Raw genomic sequence first — 21,800 nt, forward strand, 5'->3', positions numbered from 1 at the left:
GGGGAAAGAATGCTAAAAATTGTCAAGCGAATTTCATTGACCTCAGCGATTGCTGCAACGGTCTTTATGATTATTCAAGTGTTAGCAGATCTTTATTTGCCAACGTTAACATCTAATATTATTGACAAAGGCGTAGCAAAAGGTGACATCGACTATATTTGGCAGACGGGATTTGTCATGATCGGATTTTCTTTGATCAGTATTTTAGCCGCCATTGCCAATACGTTTTTTGCTACACGAGAATCTCAAAAGTTAGGAAAACAATTACGAACAGAAGTCTATCAAAAAGCCGAAAATTTGACGAAAGACAAATTCGACAAGTATGGAACAGCTTCATTGATCACTCGTACAACGAATGATGTGACGCAGATCCAATTGGTGATGCAAATGTTTTTACGGATGATGATCAATGCACCGATCACTCTTGTTGGGGCAAGTATCCTTGCTTATCAAAAGGACCATCAACTGACTAGGATTTTCTTAGTCGTGATTCCTGTCATGATCATTTTGATCGGTGGTATCATGTATTTTGCTGTTCCTCTATTCAAGAGCATGCAAAAGAAAACGGACCGCTTAAACCTTGTTTTTCGTGAAGGATTAACCGGTGTACGTGTCATCAGGGCATTTGACAAAACACGTTTTGAAGAAAATCGTTTTGATTTAGCGAATAAGGATTATACAAATACGGCAATCAAAGTCAACACGATTGTTGCATTGATGATGCCATTGATGACGTTGATCATGAGTGGGACGAACGTAGCGATCACATGGTTTGGTGGGCACTACATAGCGGATATGACATTAGAGGTCGGCAATCTGATTGCTTTCATGACTTATGCGATGCAAATTTTGATTAGTTTCATGATGCTATCAGCAATCTTTATCATGGTTCCTCGTGCCCAAGCTTCGGCTGATCGGATCAATGAAGTACTAGAAGAAGACGCGGGTATCGTTGATCCAGAACAACCAAAAACAGTTGCTTTAGCTGGAAAAGATGCAACTTTATCCTTCAAAAAGGTCGATTATCGTTACCACGGCGCAGAAAAACTAGCGTTGGAAAACATTGATTTTGAGGCGTCCTCTGGGGATGTCGTAGCGATCATTGGAGGAACAGGTTCAGGAAAAACGACATTAGTGAACTTGATCCCACGTTTGTATGATATTGAATCGGGTGAGATCGCGATCAACGGAACGAGCATCACTGATATGACGCAATATAACTTGCGTGAATTGATGGGATTTGTTCCCCAAAAAGCTGTCCTTTTTTCTGGAACGATTCGTGAGAATATGCAATATGGGAAAGAAGACGCAACAGATGAGATGATTTGGAAAGCATTAGAGATCGCCCAAGCAAAAGACTTTGTCTCTGAAATGGAAGATGGTTTAGATAGTCATGTCGAACAAGGTGGCGGAAATTTCTCTGGTGGACAAAGACAGCGATTAGCCATTGCGCGTGCCTTAGTAAAAGAAGCAGATATCTATGTCTTTGATGATTCATTCTCAGCACTCGACTTCAAAACAGATGCGAAACTCCGTCAAGCACTAAAAGAAAATATGACAGAAAGTATCACCGTTTTAGTGGCGCAACGAGTAAGTACCGTCATGGATGCAGATACGATTTTAGTATTAGATGAAGGAAAACTTGTTGGAAAAGGAACGCATAAAGAATTACTAGCAACAAATGAAACATACAAAGAAATCGTCAACTCACAATTGAGAGAGGAGGATTTAGCATGAGTAAAGGAAACAATCGACCTCCTCAAGGGCCAATGGGTGGTGGACCAGGACGTAACATTGGTGCGAAAGGAGAAAAACCAAAAAACTTTTGGGGCACTGTTCGCCGGTTATTCGGCTATATGTCTAAGCGTTTAGTAGCGATCATAGCTGTATTTGTCTTAGCGATTGCAGCGGTCGTCTTCCAAATCCAGACACCAAAAGTATTAGGGAAAGCAACCACAGAAATTTTTAACGGTGTGATGCTTGGCGCAAGACAAATGCAAGAAGGGCAACAAGTCACGAAATTCCCAATCGATTTTGACAAAATTGGTCAAATCATTGCGACAGTGATTGTCATGTACTTGATTTCTGCCGTGTTCAACTTCTTGCAACAGTTCATTATGACTCGCGTGTCGCAACGTACGGTATATGAGTTAAGACATGATTTAGAGACAAAAATGAATCGTGTGCCGATCTCTTATTACGATACACATACGAATGGGGATATCATGTCTCGAGCAATCAACGACATGGATAATATCGCCAGCACGTTACAACAAAACTTGACTCAATTTGTCACAAGTGCGGTCACACTGATCGGGGTCATCGTTATGATGCTATCCATCAGTTGGCAACTGACATTAGTCGCTTTATTGATGATTCCATTAAGCTTGATCATTGTCATGGTTATTGCACCGAAATCACAAGTTTTCTTTGCGGATCAACAAAAGAGTTTAGGATTATTGAACAACCAAGTCGAAGAAACCTATGCTGGACATACGATCGTCCAAACGTTCAACCATACAGCAAAAGACCAAGCTGTATTTGAAATTGAAAACCAAAACTTGTATTCTGCTGGTTGGAAAGCGCAATTCATTTCAGCAATCATCATGCCACTGATGAATTTTGTTAAAAATCTAGGGTACGTTTTTGTGGCTGTTCTTGGTGGGATCAAAGTAGCCAATGGGAATATGGCCTTAGGGGATGTGCAAGCATTCTTGCAATATACGACACAATTTTCTCAACCGATCACACAATTGGCAAGCTTGATGAATACGATCCAATCAACAGTAGCTTCGGCTGAACGTGTGTTTGAAGTCTTAGATGAAGAAGAGATGACAAATGAAAAATCTGGTTTACCAGTCGAAGAAAATACACCGTACAAAGTTCGTTTTGAAAATGTGCAGTTTGGTTATACCCCAGATCATTTATTGATGAAAGATTTCAATTTGGATGTGAAGCCAGGTGAAATGGTCGCTATTGTTGGTCCGACTGGGGCTGGTAAAACGACTTTGATCAATCTATTGGAACGTTTTTATGATGTTTCAGGCGGAAGCATTCGGTATGACGGTGTCGATACGAGAGATGTTTCTCGTGATGTATTACGTGCGCAATTCTCAATGGTACTACAAGATACATGGTTATTTACTGGAACGATCTATGACAATATCAAGTATGGAAATGATGATGCGACGGATGAACAAGTGATCGAAGCTGCAAAAGCTGCCCATGTCGATGAATTTGTCCGCAAATTACCTGACGGTTATGATACGATCTTAAATGAAGATGCAAGTAACATCTCACAAGGTCAACGTCAATTGATTACGATTGCCCGAGCATTCTTAGCAAATCCAGATGTCTTGATCTTGGATGAAGCAACCTCGAGTGTCGATACTCGTACGGAGATTTTGATTCAAAAAGCGATGAACCGTTTATTGAAAAATCGTACAAGTTTTGTAGTTGCGCATCGATTATCAACGATTCGTGATGCGGATAATATTATCGTGATGAACCAAGGATCGATCGTTGAAACAGGAAACCATGATACGCTCATGGAAAAAGATGGGTTCTATGCTGATCTGTATAATAGTCAGTTTACAGAAGAAGCTTCATAATAAGATAAAATAAGTTATAATAATCTTTATAGGATTATGGGAAAGCGGCGTTTAAAAAGGTAAAAAAGTTTTATCAAAGATTCGCCGCTTTTCTTACATATAGAATGATTTTCCCTTCCCATTCTGATAATTAGCTAAAAAATAAGACAATCTGAGAATTAATTCAACAAAAAATAAGATATTGCTTGAAAGAAAAGAGAAGCATCGTTAAAATAAAGCTTAACGTAGAGGGGAGCAAGAAATTATGAAAGTTTTTGATTTGGGGTCTACTACTTATTTGAAAAGTATTGCGATACGTGTAAAAGACCGTGATAAAATGATCGAGTTTTATAGAGACACGATTGGTTTCGATTTAAAGAGAGAAGAAAATGAATTAGCGATTTTCGGTACAGTAGAGAATGACAGCGAGATGTTATTATTAGAGGAAAGTCCACGAGCAAATGATCACTTTGGGGAAATCAAAAAGCTCAACCGCTTTTCTTTGATCATTCCAACATTAGAAGAGATGGCAGATGTGCTGTATCGCATTCGCCAAACGAATCAAACGATCGAAGAAGCACTGGAAAGTGATGGCAGAATCGGTATTTTATTGAAAGATCCTGAAGGCAATATGTTAGAGATCTATCATGAAGAAACTCATACTTCACAAGAACAAGCGGTGGAACAATTAGACCAAGAAGCACTATTAAGACAATCAAATGAACGCTTTAAGAAATTATCTGCTGGTACTTATTTCCAAAAAGTCCACCTAAATGTACTAGATATGGAAAAGGAACGAGAATTTTTATCAGAGCTTTTAGGTCTGACTGTGCATAAAGAGGAAGAGAAAGAATTTATCTTGAATAAAGGTGATTTTCATGTAGGATTGACTCAAGCTGAGAGTCCAGTGATTGCCTTACCGACTGATGAAATCTTAGGCTTAGACTTTTTGAAATTTGTTGTTGATCCAGAGAGTATGCAACGTCTGATTGCACATTTGAACACAGAAACGATCGATTTTTACATTGACAAAAAACAAAAAGTTTTGACTTTGTATGATGCAATTGGCATCGAATGGTGGTTCGTGGACGAAACAAAAGCAACTAATGTTATCCAATGAACAGTGGTTAGGATCAGTCGATTGCTCGACCGTTGGAAAAAGCAGGAAAAATTCAGCTGATGCTGAAAGTTTCCTGCTTTTTTATGTCAGCCACTAAATACTGGGATAAATGAGAAAAACAATTGATTCTTATGGAAGAAAGAATTATGCTTGGGGAGCAAACAAGCATATCCAGAGATAAATAAGGAGAAACTATGTACGCTAAAACGAAAGAATATATACTAAAAAAAATGAACGAGGGATATTATCCAGGGGTCGTCGCTGCTTTTATTAAAGGGGATCAGATTGGAAAAGTGATTGCAGGTGATGCGCAGATCATTCCTACAGTCAGACCAATGACTGAATATTTGCTCTTTGATGCAGCCTCCCTAACAAAAGTGATTGCAACGACAAGTCTTGTCTTGCGATTGATCGAAGACGGGAAAGTTGAATTAGATGAACCTTTGCATACGTACTTGCCGACTTTTGAGAATCAAACGATCACGATTCGCCATTTATTGACACATACCTCAGACATCCAGACATTTATTCCTGATCGAGATCGTCTATCACAAACAGAATTGATTGCAGCTTATTTGAAACTTCAACCAGGCAATCAATTAGGCATCGAAGTTCACTATACAGATACAGGCACAATTCTTTTAGGATTGATGCTAGAGGAGATTTTCCAGGAGGAGGTGGTCGAGCTTTTTGAAGAACAAGTACTAGCACCGTTAGGAATGATAAATAGCTTATTCTTACCACGTCCTTCAGAACGGATCGTTCCTACTGAACAGCTTCCTTCTGGTGAGGTGATCCATGGCTTGACACATGATCCAAAAGCACGAGTGTTAGCAGAACATGCAGGTAATGCGGGTCTATTTATTGATCTTGCGGATTGTGAGAAGTTTGTCCGGATGTATCTTCAATACGGAAAGCTAGATTCTGGTCATTTTTTGGAAGAGACAACCATCCGTTCCTTATTGGCTGATCATACGCCAACTGGTAAAGGTGGTCGCTCACTCGGCTGGGCTTTAAAACAAGATAAAAAGGATGGCCACCCATTACTATTCCATACAGGCTATACAGGGACATTTCTATTGATCGACCCAATCGATCAAGAAGCATTCATCTTTCTATCTAATCGCCTGCATCCAAACGATCATCGTGAAGAATATCTAAAATGTCGGGATGAAATCATTGAAATTTATTTACAAGAGAAAGCGTTACACTGAAAATAATGCTATAATAGCAATTGAAAATTGAGAGGAGTTTGACGTATGCAAGAACCATTATTTTTAAAACCTGTTTTTCAAGAAAAAATCTGGGGAGGCAGTCGCTTACGTACTGTTTTTGGCTTTGATATCCCAAATGATAAAATTGGGGAAGATTGGGCGATCAGTGCCCATCCTCATGGCGTGAGTGTCGTTGAAAATGGCCCATTCAAAGGCTGGAAACTAGATGATCTATGGAAAGAACATAAAGAATTATTCGGTCATCCAACAGAACCAGTTTTTCCGCTATTGATCAAAATCTTAGATGCAGAAGATGATCTATCTGTTCAAGTTCATCCGGATGATGCTTATGGTATGGCACATGAAGGAGAGCTAGGAAAAACAGAGTGCTGGTACATCATTGATGCCGAACCAGGTGCAGAGATCATCTATGGTCATCATGCAAAAACACGTGAAGAATTAGCCGAAATGATCCAAGATAGTCGCTGGGATGACTTATTGAAAAAAGTTCCTGTCAAAAAAGGTGATTTTTTCTACGTACCAAGTGGAACGATCCATGCAATCGGTAAAGGGATCATGATTTTAGAAACACAACAAAGTTCAGACACAACTTATCGTGTTTATGATTATGATCGCAAAGACGATCAAGGAAATACTCGGGAATTACACATCCAACAATCGGTCGACGTAACAACAGTACCAGCAAAAGCTCCTGAGTTACAGATCAAAGAGATCCGTCAGGGGAACTCTTCGATCGTCACTTACGTAGAAACAGAATTTTTCAACGTCTACGAGTGGGACATCAAAGGAATCACCTCCTTTAAAAAACAAGCACCGTATACATTGATGACAGTTATTGATGGTGCGGGAGAATTGGTGACAGGCAACCAAACCTACCCATTAGAAAAAGGAACAAGTGCGATCTTACCAAGCGATATCACGGAGTGGAAAGTTCAAGGAGAACTTTCGATCATCGCTTCTGAGCCAGGAAAAAAATAATAAGATAAAACTGTCGTTGCTAGGTTCAGCGACAACAATAAAGCGTACCAACCGAAAATGGACTTGCTATTTTTGGTTGGCGCTTTTTTTAGAACAGTGATGAGCTATCACTGTTCTAGTGATGTAAGAATAAAGAAGGTACAAATTACAGTTAGTTTTATAGTTTAAAAGTTGCTTGTTGAAATCACTTACAAAATATGTTATATTCTTATCGTAGAGTTAAAACGTTTTAATAGAACGTTAAAATGATTTTCTTGTTAAAGGAGAGGGAAAAGATGAATACTGTTACAGTTATCGGAAGCATCAATTTAGATCGAACCATCCGTGTGACTTATATGCCAAAACCTGGAGAAACGATCCATACAAAAGAAACTTTTTCAGCTGGTGGAGGGAAGGGAGCCAACCAAGCGGTTGCTGCTAGACGTTCGGAGGCAAAAACTTACTTTATTGGTGGAGTGGGTAAAGATGAAGCAGGAAAAACGATGACAGAATTACTTGAACAAGAAGAAATCGATTTATCTGGTGTAGCGACATTAGAAAATCAAGCGACTGGACAAGCGTATATCATTGTTGATGACCAAGGTGAAAATAGTATCATGATCCATGCTGGTGCGAACAATGCGTTTACCGTAGCACAAGTACAAGAAAATAAAGCAATCATCCAAAAAAGTGATTTTATTATTGCTCAGTTTGAAAGCGCTATAGAACCAACGATCGAAGCATTTCAAATCGCTCGAGAAGCTGGCGTGAAAACGATCTTGAATCCGGCACCGGCGCTAGAAAATGTTCCTGATGAGTTATTAGCAGTAACGGATATGATCATTCCAAATGAAACAGAAACGGAGATCTTAACTGGTATTACTATTACCGATGAAAAAAGTCTAAAAGAGGCGGCACAAGTCTTTCATGGATTAGGTATTGAAGCGGTGATCATCACGATCGGAAATAAAGGCGCTTACTATGATATTGCTGACGGAGCTAATGGGATCGTACCAGCTTTTAAAGTGCATGCAGTGGATACAACGGCTGCTGGGGATACCTTTATTGGCGCGATGAGCAGTGTATTAGCCAAAGACTTCAGCAACCTAGAAGAAGCGATCCGTTATGGCAATAAAGCCTCTTCTGTGACTGTTCAACGTTTTGGTGCACAGCCTTCTATTCCGTATAAACATGAATTAATCTGATTGAGGAAAGGATGAACAAATAATGAAAAAAACGAAAGTAATTAATTCTGATATCTCACGAGTGATTGCACAAATGGGACATTTTGATAAATTGAGTATTGGAGATGCAGGAATGCCTGTACCTATGACCACTGAAAAAATCGATTTAGCAGTCACGCAAGGAGTTCCTAGCTTTATGGAAGTCTTACGCAATGTGTTGTCAGAATTAGAGGTACAACGTATTTATCTAGCAGAGGAAATCAAAAATGAGAATCCTGACATTCTTTTAGAAATCCAAAAAGAAATGCCGGAGACACCGATCACGTTTATTCCGCATAGTGAAATGAAAACTGAGTTAAACAATTGTCACGCATTTATTCGCACAGGTGAGATGACACCTTATGCGAATGTCTTGTTAGAAAGTGGCGTCGTATTCTAAAAAAGGAGATGTAATAAATGAATGCAACAGCATTATTGATCGGATTAGGACCATTACTAGGTTGGGGACTTTATCCAACGATTGCTTCGAAGATCGGTGGACGTCCTGTTAACCAGATTTTAGGATCAACAATAGGAACTTTGATATTCGCACTTATTTTTGCCCTGATCAATGGCATAGCACTACCATCTGGAATGGATCTTGTCTTTTCTATTCTTTCCGGTGTGGGCTGGGCGACTGCTCAAATCATTACTTTTCAATCTTTTACACTGATTGGCTCATCACGTGCAATGCCTATCACCACAGCTTTTCAATTACTTGGGGCTTCATTATGGGGTGTTTTTGCGCTAGGCAATTGGCCAGGAACGACAGCGAAGATTCTTGGTGGATTAGCATTGATCTTGATTATTTTAGGCGCATGGATGACTGTTTGGACTGAGAAAAAAACCGAAGAAAATAGCAGTTTACTGAAAAAAGCGGTTTTATTATTAGCAGTTGGAGAGATTGGGTATTGGGCATATTCAGCAGCACCTCAAGCAACAACCATCGACGGAATGCACGCTTTCTTGCCACAAGCAATGGGGATGGTCTTAGTGGCGATCATCTACACCGCTGTATTAAGTATGAGAGGGCATGAAAAATCAGCATTTACAGAAGTTGTTTCTTATAAACAAATTTTTTCTGGCTTCTTTTTTGCCTTTGCTGCATTGACCTATTTGATTTCTGCACAACCAAATATGAATGGTTTGGCAACAGGCTTCATCTTATCGCAAACTTCTGTTGTTCTAGCAACCTTGACTGGTATCTGGTTCTTAGGACAAAAGAAAACGAAAAAAGAAATGACTGTCACGATCATTGGCTTGATCCTTATCTTAGCAGCCGCAACGATGACTGTTTTGATATAAGATGTTTTGTTAGAAGTGTTATTTTAAAGAATTGGGAAGTAACTGCGGTTACTTTCCAATTTTTTTTGTGGAAAATAGATAACGGAAACTGTTAGAATAGAGCTATCTAAAAAAAGCATAAGCGCAGTCTGCTGAAGTAGAAAGGGCAGGTGATCAACGTGGGGGAGAATTTGAATGCGCTTCCTGCTAATGCAGTGGCGAAATTAACCTGGTTTTGTCAATTACTACATTATTTCAAACAAATGATCATGCCAAATCTAAGTATTTTTATTGCTTGGGGTTTTTTATCGATTGTATCAAATATCGTATCAGGTGATTTGCATCAAACGCTTGCATATGTCAGTGACTGGCTGATTTATCTGTTATTGCCTATTTTAATCAGTTACTCTGGAGCAAAGCTTTTTGATCAAAAAGCAGCTGTAGCAGGTGGGATTGCTGTCATCGGTATTATAATAGTTTCTGATCTTCCACAACTATTCGGAGCGATGATCATCGGTTTGATCACAGGAGGTATTTTTCATTGGGTGGATCTTTGGTTGGCGCCGAAAATCAAACCTGGCTATGAGATGTTGCTGAATAACTTGTTGATCGGTCTAATCGGTGGGGTGGTCTGTCTGTTAGGCATACTGGTCATCCAACCAATTGTTGAAAGTAGTTTGTCTTATGTTGGACGCTTTGTTTATTGGCTCATTGAACAACATTTGTTGCCAGTGGTCAGTTTAGTGTTGGAACCGTTAAAGGTCTTATTTTTGAATAATGTCATCAATCACGGTATTTTGACCCCTTTAGGAATGGAGATGGCCCAACACACAGGGCATTCGATCTTATTTTTAATGGAAGCCAATCCTGGGCCAGGAATAGGGATTTTAAGTGCGTTCTTGTTTGCTGCCGATCGAGAAAAAAGTGTCAAAGCAGGTGGAGCATTGATGATCCAAGCAGTCGGAGGAATCCATGAGATTTATTTTCCTTTTGTCTTGATGCAACCCGCGCTTTTTTTTGCCGTTATGATAGGAGGAGCAACAGGAACATTTGTGTTCCAACTGTTTGCTAGTGGGTTGAATGCTCCGGTTTCCCCAGGTTCATTGGTAATTATTTTAGGAAATACACCACCTTCACAATTAGCAGGTGTCATTTTAGGTATTATTCTCAGTGCGCTTGCTACGTTTATTTGTGCCATACTGTTATTGAAAAGAACGAAACCTGTGGAATCGATCCTCCCAGAAAGGAGCCAACTGATGAATCATGAAGCGGTCAACCAAATCATCTTTGCTTGCGATGCCGGGATGGGTTCTAGTGCAATGGGCGCAGCCATTTTGAAGAAAAAACTGCATGCGCAAGGGATAGTTATACCTATAAGCTATACCTCTATTTATAGTCTGAAGAATCATCAGAAACAATTGGTGATCGTACAAAGTGCCTTTCAATCTTTAGCACAAGAAAAAGCCAAAGAGAGTCAGATCATTGCTGTCGAACATTTTTTAGAAGTTGAGTCGTATCTACCATTGATCAAGCAGCAACTTCATGAAATAAATATTGAACCTCAGATCAAAAAGCAACAAGAAGTTGAACAACCTAGAATCAGCGTTGTGTTTTTATACCAAGGAAATCGACGAGGCTCACAAACGATGGGGATGACGATTTTAATGAAGCTAGCCAAGGAATATCAGGTCGATCTATCTGTAGAAAAAACAGCCGTTGAAGACCTAGTACCCGAAAAAGAAGTGGTATATCTTGCGAATGAAAGTATGGCAAAGGCGTATCAATTGGAACAACAAGTGGAGCATTTGTTGATCATTGATCATTTTGTCAGTACCAAAGCCTATCTATCATTAGTAAAGGAAGTGGACTAAGATGTATTTGTCACCAAGGGAAAAAGAATTATTGACAGAGCTCATCAATAGTCCAACACCTGTTTCTATACAAAAAATGGTCAATGTTTTACGTGTCAGCAAACGGACTGTATACCGTGAGTTGGAGCAATTAGAGCAATCGCTCAAGGAAGTAAATGCTTCGCTGAAAAAAATTGCCCGTGGATCATTTACGATTGAAGCAACACCTGAAACAATGACACAACTGCGCCAGCTACTGAACGAAAAAGAGATGGAACTATCGACAACCGAAAGGCAACATGCGATTTTATTAGAACTATTACTCACGAAAGAACCATTGTCTTTAAGTTATTTTTTAGAAAAGTATTTGATTAGTAACACAACTTTTTATGCTGATATCAAGCAACTTGAAACCAGTATGAAACAGCTACCATTATCTATCACTCGTAACCGTGGTTATGAAATCACTGGACCGGAAAAATACCGAAGATTGCTGATCGCAAATATCTTAGAGTTGGAGATCAATGCGTATGAAATCTTTCACTTGCTGGAATTTGATACGACAACGAATTCTTTTTTTCAATTTATCACAACAGACAGTTTATTACTTGCACGTCAAGTTGTACGAGAAGAATTGGTCCAGCAAAAGAAAGAATTAAGTGACCGAAAATTGGAACATTTAGTCCTGATACTGAGCATCACGATCGATCGTGTCAAAAAAAATCACGTGCTGACGAATGAAACTTACACTGGACTAGTGAATAAAGAGTTATTACGTATCGCCAAAGCTTTATTTTCTAAAATCGCTAAGGAAACGCAACAACTTTATCCAGTCAATGAAATCGTCTTTTTTGCTAGTCTATTAAATGATTTCTCGAATTCCTTTGATCAGGATTTTTTTGAAGAAACATTTGATACGCAACTCGCTTATCTTGTGAAACACTTGATCCAAGTGGTAAGTGAAGTGACCAATAATCCATTCTATCAAGATGAAACACTATACAAGATGTTGTTGACCCATTTATCAGGAGTATTTTCTCGAGCGGTACTTCAAGAAGAACAATTGACTAATCCAATCTTAGAAAAAATCATGGTTCAGTATCAAGAGATTGCTCAAGCCATCCGTCATGGAATCGAGCAAATTTTTCAAGAAAAGAAACTATCCGAAGAAGAAATTGCTTATATGATTCTCCACTTTGCGAACTCGTTAGAAAAAACACCAAAGGACAGCACGATCAAAATCGCTGGTTTTTCCCCTAGTGGGTTAGCTTCGACAAGTATGCTTGAGTTAAAACTAAAGAGGTACTTCCCATTTGTTCAACATATCCATTTTTATCGAATTGCTGATCTAAAGAAAATCAATTTAGAAGAAGAGTATGATCTTGTCATTTCCACTTCGATCTTAAGTGGCTATGAGGGGAAATATCTATTAGTTTCACCATTACTTCTTGAGGAAGAAATCAAACAATTAAAAGCAGAATTTGCTCGTTTGACAGCACATCGAACGGAACATATCCGGTTAGCTGATCAACCTTCTGTTATCGAAGATACTTATGAAGAAACGGTGTTGATGATGAGTAAAATCAATCGATTACTTCAGCACTTCTTCATTCAAGAATTAGACAATCCAGAAACAGTAGAAGCTACGTTGAAGGATATTTTCGACTATTTACCTACAGGGTTGGTCCAAGATACAGAAAAAGTCTATCAGCGTTTAATGAAAAGATATCACCAAGCACCGATCGGATTACCTCATACCAACATGGGGCTTTTCCATACGTCTAGTTCTGAGATCACGGAACCTTTCTTCTGTCTTTTTCAATTGAAGCAAGTATTGGAGATCGAAGGAATGGACAAGACGAAAGTCAATTTATCAAGAATGCTAGTAATGCTAGCCCCGTCTCCAATTGACGAAGCTACTGGAAAATTACTTGGGAAAATAAGTGGTGCATTGATCATGAATGATTTGAATACTGAGATTTTTCGATCAGGAAATGAGGCAATCATCTATCAGTTGTTATCTAAAATTTTGATCGATGAAATAAAAAAATAAGGGGGCTCTATTGATGCTTGAGATGTCATCTGAACATATTTGGTTGAACCAACAGTTTGGTAGCTGGGAAGAAGCCATTCAGCAGATTGGTGAACAACTGCTTGAAAAAGGAGTCATCCAAAAGGAATATATCGATGCGATGGTTGCTCGTCAAGAAGCAGCAAGTGTCTATATCGGCAACTTTGTGGCACTTCCTCATGGAAAAGCAAAAGATGAACAGATCGTTGAAGAAGGTATTTTTTTGTTCCAAGTACCTGATGGTGTTGACTTTGGTATCGATGATGAAAAGAAAATCGCAACGATTTTATTTGCAGTGATCATGCGAGAAAACCAACAATTAACAAGTTTACAAGAACTTGCCTTTTTTTGTTCCGATGTCGATCAAGTGATGGCATTGAGCGATGCCCAAACAGTAGAGGAAATCCAACAAATCTTAAAACAAGCTGAGGAGTTTTGACGTAAAATACGCAACGACCAATCAATTGATTGGTCGTTTTTTTCTATTTTTTTTGGGGAGAATTTCGACAAAATCGTAATTATATAGTGAAGGAGGTGCGACGAGAAGGGCACATGTTCCCAGTTGATTTATTCCACTAATGAAAGGAGTCAAAGAATGAAGAAATCCTCTGAATCACTATTTTTGATTCTACCAATCATTATTATAATCACTATTTTTTTTCAAATGAAAGTGAGACCAGTCTCGGCAGAAACATTGCCTGACCTACCCATGTATCAACAAATCACTGCATCTGATTCCAATCAAACTATACGTACAGCTGAACAATCAATCCCACAGGATAATAGCTGGACAAGTTTCAAAAAAAACTATCAATTAGTCCAAAGGACCAATGGGAAATTGATTACTATTGGCTCGACGAATTATATTGAAGCGGTGATCCATGAATATTCTCCAAGATTGGCTGATCCATTTGCAAATGAAAGTGTCGTTGTTGATCCAGCGATCCATATCCCTCATATCGATATCCATCTATCTAATGGTGGCAGAGAAATTGGTTGGTACGGCAAGCGAGTGAAGGGAGAGATTGCGCTTTGTCTGGAACAAGGAGTAGCGCTGAATATCGGAGAAAATAGCGGGTATACTTCAAGTATTCAAAACACAGAATTATTGAAGAAAATTTCTTTGATCAAATACTATGGGGTGATTGCGACAAACTATACGATGGAAAAAGAATTAATGACTCAACTCCTTGCTTGGGAGCAACAAGGAATCACCCCCACCAGTATTTCTGGTATTTTGACAATGAACGATTACCAAACGTTCAAACGAACAGTGATGGAACAAGTGGAACGGTTTTATACCCAACCGAGTTTTGATGGACAAATATTGGATATAAAAGCTGGCGAAAGGCAAACGTTGACCGACACAACAGGAGCATTTTCAAATTATAGCTCATCGCCTGTTCAACAAATCAATGGAGTAACCATTGAAAAGCAAGGAAATCAAGTAACAGTCACTGCATCGAAAGAGGCACCGGCGACAAGTGAGATCGCATTTGATTATCATATCCCCAGTAGTTATCAAGGAGCAATCATCGTGTACCAACATCCTTATACACAAAATATGGTAGTCGGTAGAGTGCCACAGCTGACAAGAACCTCCTTTCAGTTACGCGTGCAAAAATATGGACATGCTGGTATCCGCAAAGTCGATCAACAAACAAAACAACCATTAGTAGGCGCCGTTTTTCGTTTCACGACTGCGGATGGACAGATGAAAGAATTGACGACAGATTCTGATGGTGTTGCTATTTGGCATGATCTACTCGTTGATACGGTCGTTACGATTCAAGAAATCAAAGCGCCAGAAGGCTACGTTTTAAATCCAACGCCCCAGATTGTCACTGTCAAAGTGAATGAATTGACGAGTATCACGTTAGCTAATCAAGAACAGACAGCTAATTTGAAGGTCATCAAAGAAGATGCAGAAACAGGCAATCAGCCTCAAGGAGGTGCCCAATTGATCGGAGCTGTGTATCAATTAACGGACAAAGACGGAGAAACAGTTGCGGAATTGACGATGGAAGAGGTTAATGGAAGTGCATCAGCTGAGCTAAAAGGGTTAAAACTAGGAACCTATTATTTACAAGAGACCATTCCACCGAAAGGTTATCACTTAGATCCGACAATCTATCCTATACATTTGACTTACGCAGGGCAAAATGAAACGGTGGCTGTTCATAGCAAAACAGTCACTGATCGCGTCATCAAGGGTCATGTTGAAGGATATAAATTTGGTTCAAAACCTCTTATCCCCACTTCTATCTTCGAAATTTTACACGCATTAACAACCAATCAAACGAATCATAAACCACCACTCGAAGGAATCGAACTAACAGCCACTGCTCATACCACAGGAAAAGAATATGTCCAAGTCACTGAAAAAAACGGCTACTTTAAATTTATAGATTTACCCTATGATACGTATACGATCACTGAAACAAAAGGAACGGATGGCTATTTACTCATTGAACCATTTGAAGTGACGATCAGTGAAGAAGGTTATACACATTTCTTTTTATTAGAAGATGAAATCATCGAATCACGCGTACATCTCATCAAGATCGATCAAGAAACAGGACAACAAATTCCCTATGCTGGCGCACAATTTAAGATTTTTGATACTTGGGCGAATGATGGACAAGGGGCATTTGTAGTAATGACGCGTCCGAATGATACAGAAAAAACTGAGATTTTTGAAACGAATCAAAAAGGGGAGTTAGTGACAACTGGGAGCTTACCTTGGGGCGTGGATCGCTATGAGCTTCATGAGGTCAAAGCGCCAGAAGGCTATCTCCCGTTAGAAGAACCATTGATTTTCGGTGTAACAGCGGAAAATCATAGTGCATTGATTCGCTTAGAAGTCCCTAACCGTTTAGCAAGACAATCCATTGAGTTGATCAAACGAGATCGGTTGAATGAACAACCTTTGGCGCAAGTACCATTTGGCCTATATCAGGTAGAAAGAGCAGACAATGGCGAGGATATCCTTCAATTTATTGAAGAATATCTCACGGATGATGAGGGAAGAATCGAAGTAAGCGATTTGCCCTATGGGACCTATCAATTTATTGAAGGAAAATCATTAGAAGGGTATTTACCATTAGAAGAACCTTTAGATTTTTCAGTAACTGTTGAAAAAGACGGAGAATTGATCGTATTAGAAGCCTATAACGAACGCGAAAAATTAGCATTGACGAGTTTGTTCACATCCCTCGATGGAAGCAAGGAGCTTGACCCAACCAAAGACAACCAATTGAAAGACGTAGTCTGGATCAAAGGAGCAGCCATTGAAATCGGTCATACGTATACCGTAGTGACCCAGTACCGAAAAGGTGAGACCGGAGAACTCATCAACGAAGCAATTTCACCCTACACAGCAAAGAGTAAAGAAGATCAGTTTGAAGTTTTTCTTGAACTAAAAGCCAATACGCTAAAAGCCAATGATCAGTTGATTGCCACTCATATTTTGTACTACGAATCTGAACAAGAAAATGAGGTTGCACGTGAAGATGATCTGACGAATCAAGAGCAGACTGTTCATTTCAATATACCAAAAAACGGGGAAAAAGAAGAAGCGAAAAAGCAGGAAAATACTCGTAATTTACCTAAAACGAATAGTCGTACTTCTGTTTATCTAGTAGGGATAGGTAGCTTGTTTCTAGGAGTGGGTGGTGTTTTGATCTATCAACAAAAAAAGGGTGGTTTAAATGACTAAAAGGAAAAAATACATGAGATTTGGCTTGTTCATATTCAGTTGTTCAGTTGTTTTGTTCGTCAGTGGCTGTAAAACACAACAAACAGAAGTGCCACCAACAGCTGGCCCTGCTTCAAGCAGGATGAAACAGGTCAGAGTGGAGACAACAGAAGAGAGTCATCTGAAAAAAGAAGAGAACGCTTCTCAGTTGTTTAAGTTTGCTTCTCAATTTCGAAAACCATTAGCTCTCCCCGCTGAAGCAACGATCAAGGATGAAACCAATCAGCTGAGGATCGCTTATCTCGAAGCAACAACAGTACCTCAAAGTCTGGAAAATCCAGTATCAAGAAGCAATCTCACACATCGCCACGCAGAAGACGAACAAAAAGTTATACTATCGGAGGTTGTAGCAATTCCAAAGAGCGATGATCATTGGCAAAGTCCCTACGTGCATGCAAATGCTCCATTGCAGATCTTACCAAGAGGAACAGTGATTGATCCCTTTGCCTATTTTACTGTTGTTCAAGGAAGTGATCCCGTTCCAGTGATCCACTATACGCCCGTCAATCCTAATGAATCTGGCTACCAAGTGATGCAGATCACAGCAATTGATTCAAAAGGGAAAGTGAGTGTTGCGACAGTCACCTTTCTGTTTAATCACTCTCCGATCATTCAGCAAGTAAGACAAAGTCCCCACATCACGATTGGTTCAAGTATTGACTTATTAGCTGGCATTTCCGCTCATGATGAAGAAGATGGTGAATTGACGTCAGAGGTGCAAGTACAAACCACACTCCAAACAGAACAAGAAGGCAGTTATGAAGTGATTTATTCTGTGACTGATCAATTTGGAGCAAATACCAAGCTGATAAGTAATATTACGATCACCAATGAAGCACCGATAATCAGTGGGCCGAATCAGCTCGTTTTACCTGTTGATCAATCATTCTCTTTATTTGATTATTTCTCCGCAAATGATCAAGAAGATGGTGCGATCAACCTTACCTCAGACAATATCTTGGCATCCGATCTTGTCCCATATGTACCAGGAAACTACTTCGTAAGAATTGGGAATGTCGTTGATCGGTATGGCAAACGAGCGGCAGAGCGTACGATCCGTGTTCACTTAACAAATGAAGCGCCGACGATTACAAATACGCATATGACTCTTCCTGTATTTAGTGAACTGAATAAAGAAAGCTATTTAGCAAAACTAGTTCTTGCAGATCGTGAAGATCCGGTTGAGCAATTACATGTGGCAATCGATCTGCCTTTTTGGGAGAAAATCGACACTTCCCGATTAAATACCTATCGTTTTCCTCTTCAAGTCCAAGATACACATGGGGAGCTCACCAAAACCTTTGGGAGCATCCAAATAATCAATGAACCACCTGTATTTTCTGGAATAGAGGATAAGAAAATCATTGTAGGCGAAGAAAAGCCAGATTTATTAGCAGGAATCTCCGTGTCGGATCGTGAAGAGAGTATAGGAATAGAAGATGTTGAGATCGTAGAAGAAATCGCTTGGGATATATCTGGAACCTACCCTGTTTATTTGACGGTCAAAGATACATTTACAGAAACGACAGTATCTTTTCATGTCATTATTCAAGAAAATAATCCAGAAATATCAGAGAAATTGAGCGAATAAGGAGAAACGAAACTAAACAGCAGTGATTTTTTACACAAATATACGCAAAAGTAGTTTTATGCGCTGTGGTTTTTATGAGGGGAGAAATAACGATGGAGCACCAAAGCTTATGGCAGAAAGATTAGGGGTTTCTGTGCAAACGCTACAATGTTGGGCTAACGATGATATGTTAAAAGCACATCGGACACCAAAAAATCGAAGATAGTATACAGAAGACCAGTATTTAACTTACATCAAAGGCGATAAAACAAGTGGCAAAAAGAACATTGCTTACGCTCAAGTGTCTAGTGTCGGACAAAAAGATGACTTGAACAATCAAGTGTAGTTTTTGAGAAATTATGTAAATGGGAAAGGCATAAATTTAGATGATGTATTTGAGCATATTGGCAGTGAGTGGTCTTAATTACAAGCGCAAAAAATGGAGTATGTTGTTAGACGAAGTAATGGTGGGAAACATAGACACCATTTATATCACATCCAAAGATAGATTTGTACGGGGTAGGTATGATTGGTTTGTAAAAACATGGGCAAAGTTTCGTATGACGATTATTGTATGGTATAACCCAGATTATAGCCACAACAGGAATTAGTTGAAGATTTAATTTCAATCATTCACGTTTTTAGTTTCCGTATTTATGGAACTACGTAAGTATAAAGATGAGATTGAAGGTGATAAAGATGTTAGTGGCGTACAAAACAGAAATTCTTCCAACAGAAGAACAAAAAGAAATCATTAATCGAACCATTGGTGTTGCTTGTTTTGTAAAGAACTTTTATATTTACCACAACCAAGAAGTCTATAAATCAGGTGGGAAATTTATCTCAGGTATGGATTTTTCAAAGTGGTTGAATAACGACTACATTCCGAACCATCCAGACAAGCTGTGGATCAAAGCTGTTTATGCGAAGTCAACGAAACACGCGATTATGGAGACAGAAAAAGCCTTTAGAAAGTTTTTTCAAGGAAAAGCTAATTTTCCTAAATTTAAAAAGAAGAAGCACCAAGATGTATCGATGTATTTCGTAAAGAACGATAAAAAGACAATCATCCGTTGTGAGCGTCATCGGATAAAAGTTCCCTCTTTGAATTGGGTAAAACTGAAAGAAAAAGTCTATATTCCTAAACACGATGACAAACATAGCATAAAGAGTGGCACCATCAGCCAACAAGCAAACCGCTACTACCTGTCGGTCATCGTGGAACAGGACTGTACCGCTCAAGTACTGAACGATACTCCTACCGAAGGCGTGGGTATCGACTTAGGATTAAAAGATTTTGCGATTCTTTCCACGGGGAAAACCTATAAAAATATCAATAAATCAGGAAAAATTCGTAAAATCGAAAAACAATTAAAACGACAACAATGCAAGCTGTCGAGGAAATACGAAAGCGAAAAAAAGGGTGTCAACGAAAATCAAGGGGAGAGAGGAGAAGCTACTCGCAAAAATATTGGAAAACAAGTCTTGAAAGTACAAAAACTTCATAAACGGTTGACAGATATCCGGAGGGACAGAGCGAATAAAATTGTGTCAGAGTTAGTAAAAACCAAACCAGCTTATATCACAATCGAAGATTTGAATGTCAAGGGGATGATGAAAAACCGGCATCTTTCAAAAGCTGTGAGAGAGCAATCTTTCTATGCTTTTCGTAAAAAATTAGCAGATAAATGTAAAGTCTATCATATTGAGTTAAGACTAGTCGATCGATTCTATCCTAGCTCGAAACGATGTCATGAATGTGGGCATAAGAAAGTAGCTTTAAAGCTATCTGAGCGTACCTATCGCTGTGAGAACTGTGGATATGTAGCAGATAGAGAGTATAATGCGAGCATGAATTTGAAAGATGTGAAGGAATACAAAGTGATTGCATAAGGTCGGAACTTTGCATATGTACCGATGGCTTAGTCGGGAATTAACGACTGTGGAGAATGAGACAAACCGTAGTAGTGTGTAAGTGACGAGGCGGCATTCGATGAAACAGTAATTTCTAACTACGTGAGTAGTAAAGAAATCTCGATATAGATATATTTGTCTATATTTTGAGTAGCAGAAGCAAATGGATTATTTCAATCAAGCAATGTCTTTATTTTCCAATGGGATCATCACCGCAGGAAGCTTACTGACCGTTTGGGGCATTATCCAATTAGGCGTTGCAATCAAAGAGCATAATGGGCCAGGGATGCAACATGCCATTTTTCAAATCGTTGGGGGTGCAGTGATTTTAGCTGCTGGTGCGTGGATCACGAATATTTCAATGTGAGGAGCGAAAAAGAATGGACGGTGCGATCGAATTTTTACTACAAACGATTGCAGAACAATTAAGTTTATCGACGAATCATAAAAATAGTCTTTTACAAAACCTCGAACATTATCTGCCGGAAATCTATCGTTACAGTGTGACGATCATGGAAAGTGTCGTCAAACCTATTGCTTATTCACTATTAGGTTTTCTATTGTTGATCGAATTTCAACAACTCGCACATCGACTATACGGCAAGCAGTCAGAGTTTGGTGGACTGGATCTTTTCTTGCCATTGTTTATCAAAATCGGATTGACCGTACTGCTTTTACGCCACTTGATGGTTTTCCTCAATGCCATTATGGATGTAGGTATTTTTGTTAGTCAAGGAATCAATCAATTGGAGATTCGAGGTGTGACGGATCAGACAATGGATATCTTCAACGTGACGGAGCAGATCGATCAGCTAGGTTTTTTTGAAAAAATGGTGTTGTTGATGATTTTACTCGTTCCCTTGATTCTATCGATCATTGTTAGCGTCCTTGCTCAAGTGCTGATCTTTTTACGCTTTTTGGAAATGTATCTTTATTTGAGTATCTCACCTTTACCGATTGTCGCTTTAGTGAACACAGAAATTGGGCATGTCGGAAAGAATTTTTTAAAACTATTTGGTGCGGCATCTTTACAAGGTGTATTGCTCTTTATCGTGTTGAATATCTATCCACTACTAGTGAGTACTATTTTTTCATTTGATGAGACTCAGGGGATGATTGCAGTGATCAGCGCGATCGTCGGTAATTGCTTGGCGCTATCCATGTGTTTGTTTTACACCATGAAATGGTCGAAAGCAATCATCGTTGCTTCTTGAGTGGGAAAAGGAGTG

The 21,800-nt window shown here is 39.2% G+C and carries 16 protein-coding genes and 1 pseudogene; all 17 read left to right on the top strand.

What is annotated here, in order from left to right:
• Positions 1-9 precede the first annotated feature (9 nt).
• Positions 10-1,737 carry an ABC transporter ATP-binding protein gene (locus P3R27_RS00860; protein WP_034686944.1) on the top strand — a complete coding sequence of 576 codons (1,728 nt, stop codon included), beginning with the start codon at positions 10-12 and terminating at the stop codon, positions 1,735-1,737.
• Complete coding sequence (locus P3R27_RS00865; protein WP_034686942.1) at positions 1,734-3,611, top strand: ABC transporter ATP-binding protein; 1,878 nt, start codon at positions 1,734-1,736, stop codon at positions 3,609-3,611. Before P3R27_RS00860 ends, P3R27_RS00865 begins: the two co-directional genes overlap by 4 nt.
• Before the next feature lie 244 nt (positions 3,612-3,855).
• Entirely contained in the window at positions 3,856-4,710 is an 855-nt protein-coding gene (locus P3R27_RS00870; RefSeq protein ID WP_023520295.1) for a VOC family protein, read from the top strand.
• A gap of 194 nt (positions 4,711-4,904) precedes the next feature.
• Positions 4,905-5,924 carry a serine hydrolase domain-containing protein gene (locus P3R27_RS00875; protein ID WP_301356609.1) on the top strand — a complete coding sequence of 340 codons (1,020 nt, stop codon included), beginning with the start codon at positions 4,905-4,907 and terminating at the stop codon, positions 5,922-5,924.
• Between the two features lie 45 nt (positions 5,925-5,969).
• Positions 5,970-6,923, top strand: coding sequence for a mannose-6-phosphate isomerase, class I (gene manA / locus P3R27_RS00880; RefSeq protein WP_034686938.1), 954 nt, complete (start codon positions 5,970-5,972; stop codon positions 6,921-6,923).
• Positions 6,924-7,198: 275 nt separating this feature from the next.
• Complete coding sequence (gene rbsK / locus P3R27_RS00885; protein ID WP_126134332.1) at positions 7,199-8,107, top strand: ribokinase; 909 nt, start codon at positions 7,199-7,201, stop codon at positions 8,105-8,107.
• Positions 8,108-8,129: 22 nt separating this feature from the next.
• The gene (rbsD, locus tag P3R27_RS00890) at positions 8,130-8,525 is read left to right on the top strand and encodes a D-ribose pyranase (protein WP_034686932.1); all 396 of its coding nucleotides are present in this window, start codon (positions 8,130-8,132) and stop codon (positions 8,523-8,525) included.
• A 17-nt stretch (positions 8,526-8,542) separates the two neighbouring features.
• Entirely contained in the window at positions 8,543-9,430 is an 888-nt protein-coding gene (gene rbsU, locus P3R27_RS00895) for a ribose/proton symporter RbsU (protein WP_034686930.1), read from the top strand.
• Between the two features lie 158 nt (positions 9,431-9,588).
• Positions 9,589-11,280: a PTS transporter subunit EIIC gene (locus P3R27_RS00900; RefSeq protein ID WP_301356606.1), complete on the top strand. Its 1,692-nt coding sequence runs from the start codon at positions 9,589-9,591 to the stop codon at positions 11,278-11,280.
• Position 11,281: 1 nt separating this feature from the next.
• Positions 11,282-13,312, top strand: a complete 2,031-nt coding sequence (locus tag P3R27_RS00905; RefSeq protein WP_034686926.1) for a BglG family transcription antiterminator — start codon at positions 11,282-11,284, stop codon at positions 13,310-13,312.
• A gap of 13 nt (positions 13,313-13,325) precedes the next feature.
• On the top strand, positions 13,326-13,769 hold the full coding sequence (locus tag P3R27_RS00910) for a PTS mannitol transporter subunit IIA (protein WP_034686925.1): 444 nt from the start codon (positions 13,326-13,328) through the stop codon (positions 13,767-13,769).
• 156 nt (positions 13,770-13,925) lie between these two features.
• On the top strand, positions 13,926-17,048 hold the full coding sequence (locus tag P3R27_RS00915) for a SpaA isopeptide-forming pilin-related protein (protein WP_301356605.1): 3,123 nt from the start codon (positions 13,926-13,928) through the stop codon (positions 17,046-17,048).
• Complete coding sequence (locus tag P3R27_RS00920; protein WP_235186250.1) at positions 17,041-18,678, top strand: immunoglobulin-like domain-containing protein; 1,638 nt, start codon at positions 17,041-17,043, stop codon at positions 18,676-18,678. Before P3R27_RS00915 ends, P3R27_RS00920 begins: the two co-directional genes overlap by 8 nt.
• Positions 18,679-18,736: 58 nt before the next feature.
• A pseudogene (locus P3R27_RS00925) lies at positions 18,737-19,415 on the top strand (IS607 family transposase).
• The gene (locus P3R27_RS00930) at positions 19,357-20,550 is read left to right on the top strand and encodes an RNA-guided endonuclease InsQ/TnpB family protein (protein ID WP_034686921.1); all 1,194 of its coding nucleotides are present in this window, start codon (positions 19,357-19,359) and stop codon (positions 20,548-20,550) included. The pseudogene P3R27_RS00925 and the gene P3R27_RS00930 overlap by 59 nt, the downstream one beginning before the upstream one ends.
• A gap of 184 nt (positions 20,551-20,734) precedes the next feature.
• On the top strand, positions 20,735-20,938 hold the full coding sequence (locus P3R27_RS00935) for a hypothetical protein (RefSeq protein WP_034686920.1): 204 nt from the start codon (positions 20,735-20,737) through the stop codon (positions 20,936-20,938).
• A 13-nt stretch (positions 20,939-20,951) separates the two neighbouring features.
• The gene (locus P3R27_RS00940; RefSeq protein ID WP_034686919.1) at positions 20,952-21,785 is read left to right on the top strand and encodes a VirB6/TrbL-like conjugal transfer protein, CD1112 family; all 834 of its coding nucleotides are present in this window, start codon (positions 20,952-20,954) and stop codon (positions 21,783-21,785) included.
• Positions 21,786-21,800: the final 15 nt, after the last annotated feature.

This window comes from Enterococcus spodopteracolus, assembly GCF_030441955.1.
Taxonomy (GTDB): Bacteria; Bacillota; Bacilli; order Lactobacillales; family Enterococcaceae; genus Enterococcus_B; species Enterococcus_B spodopteracolus.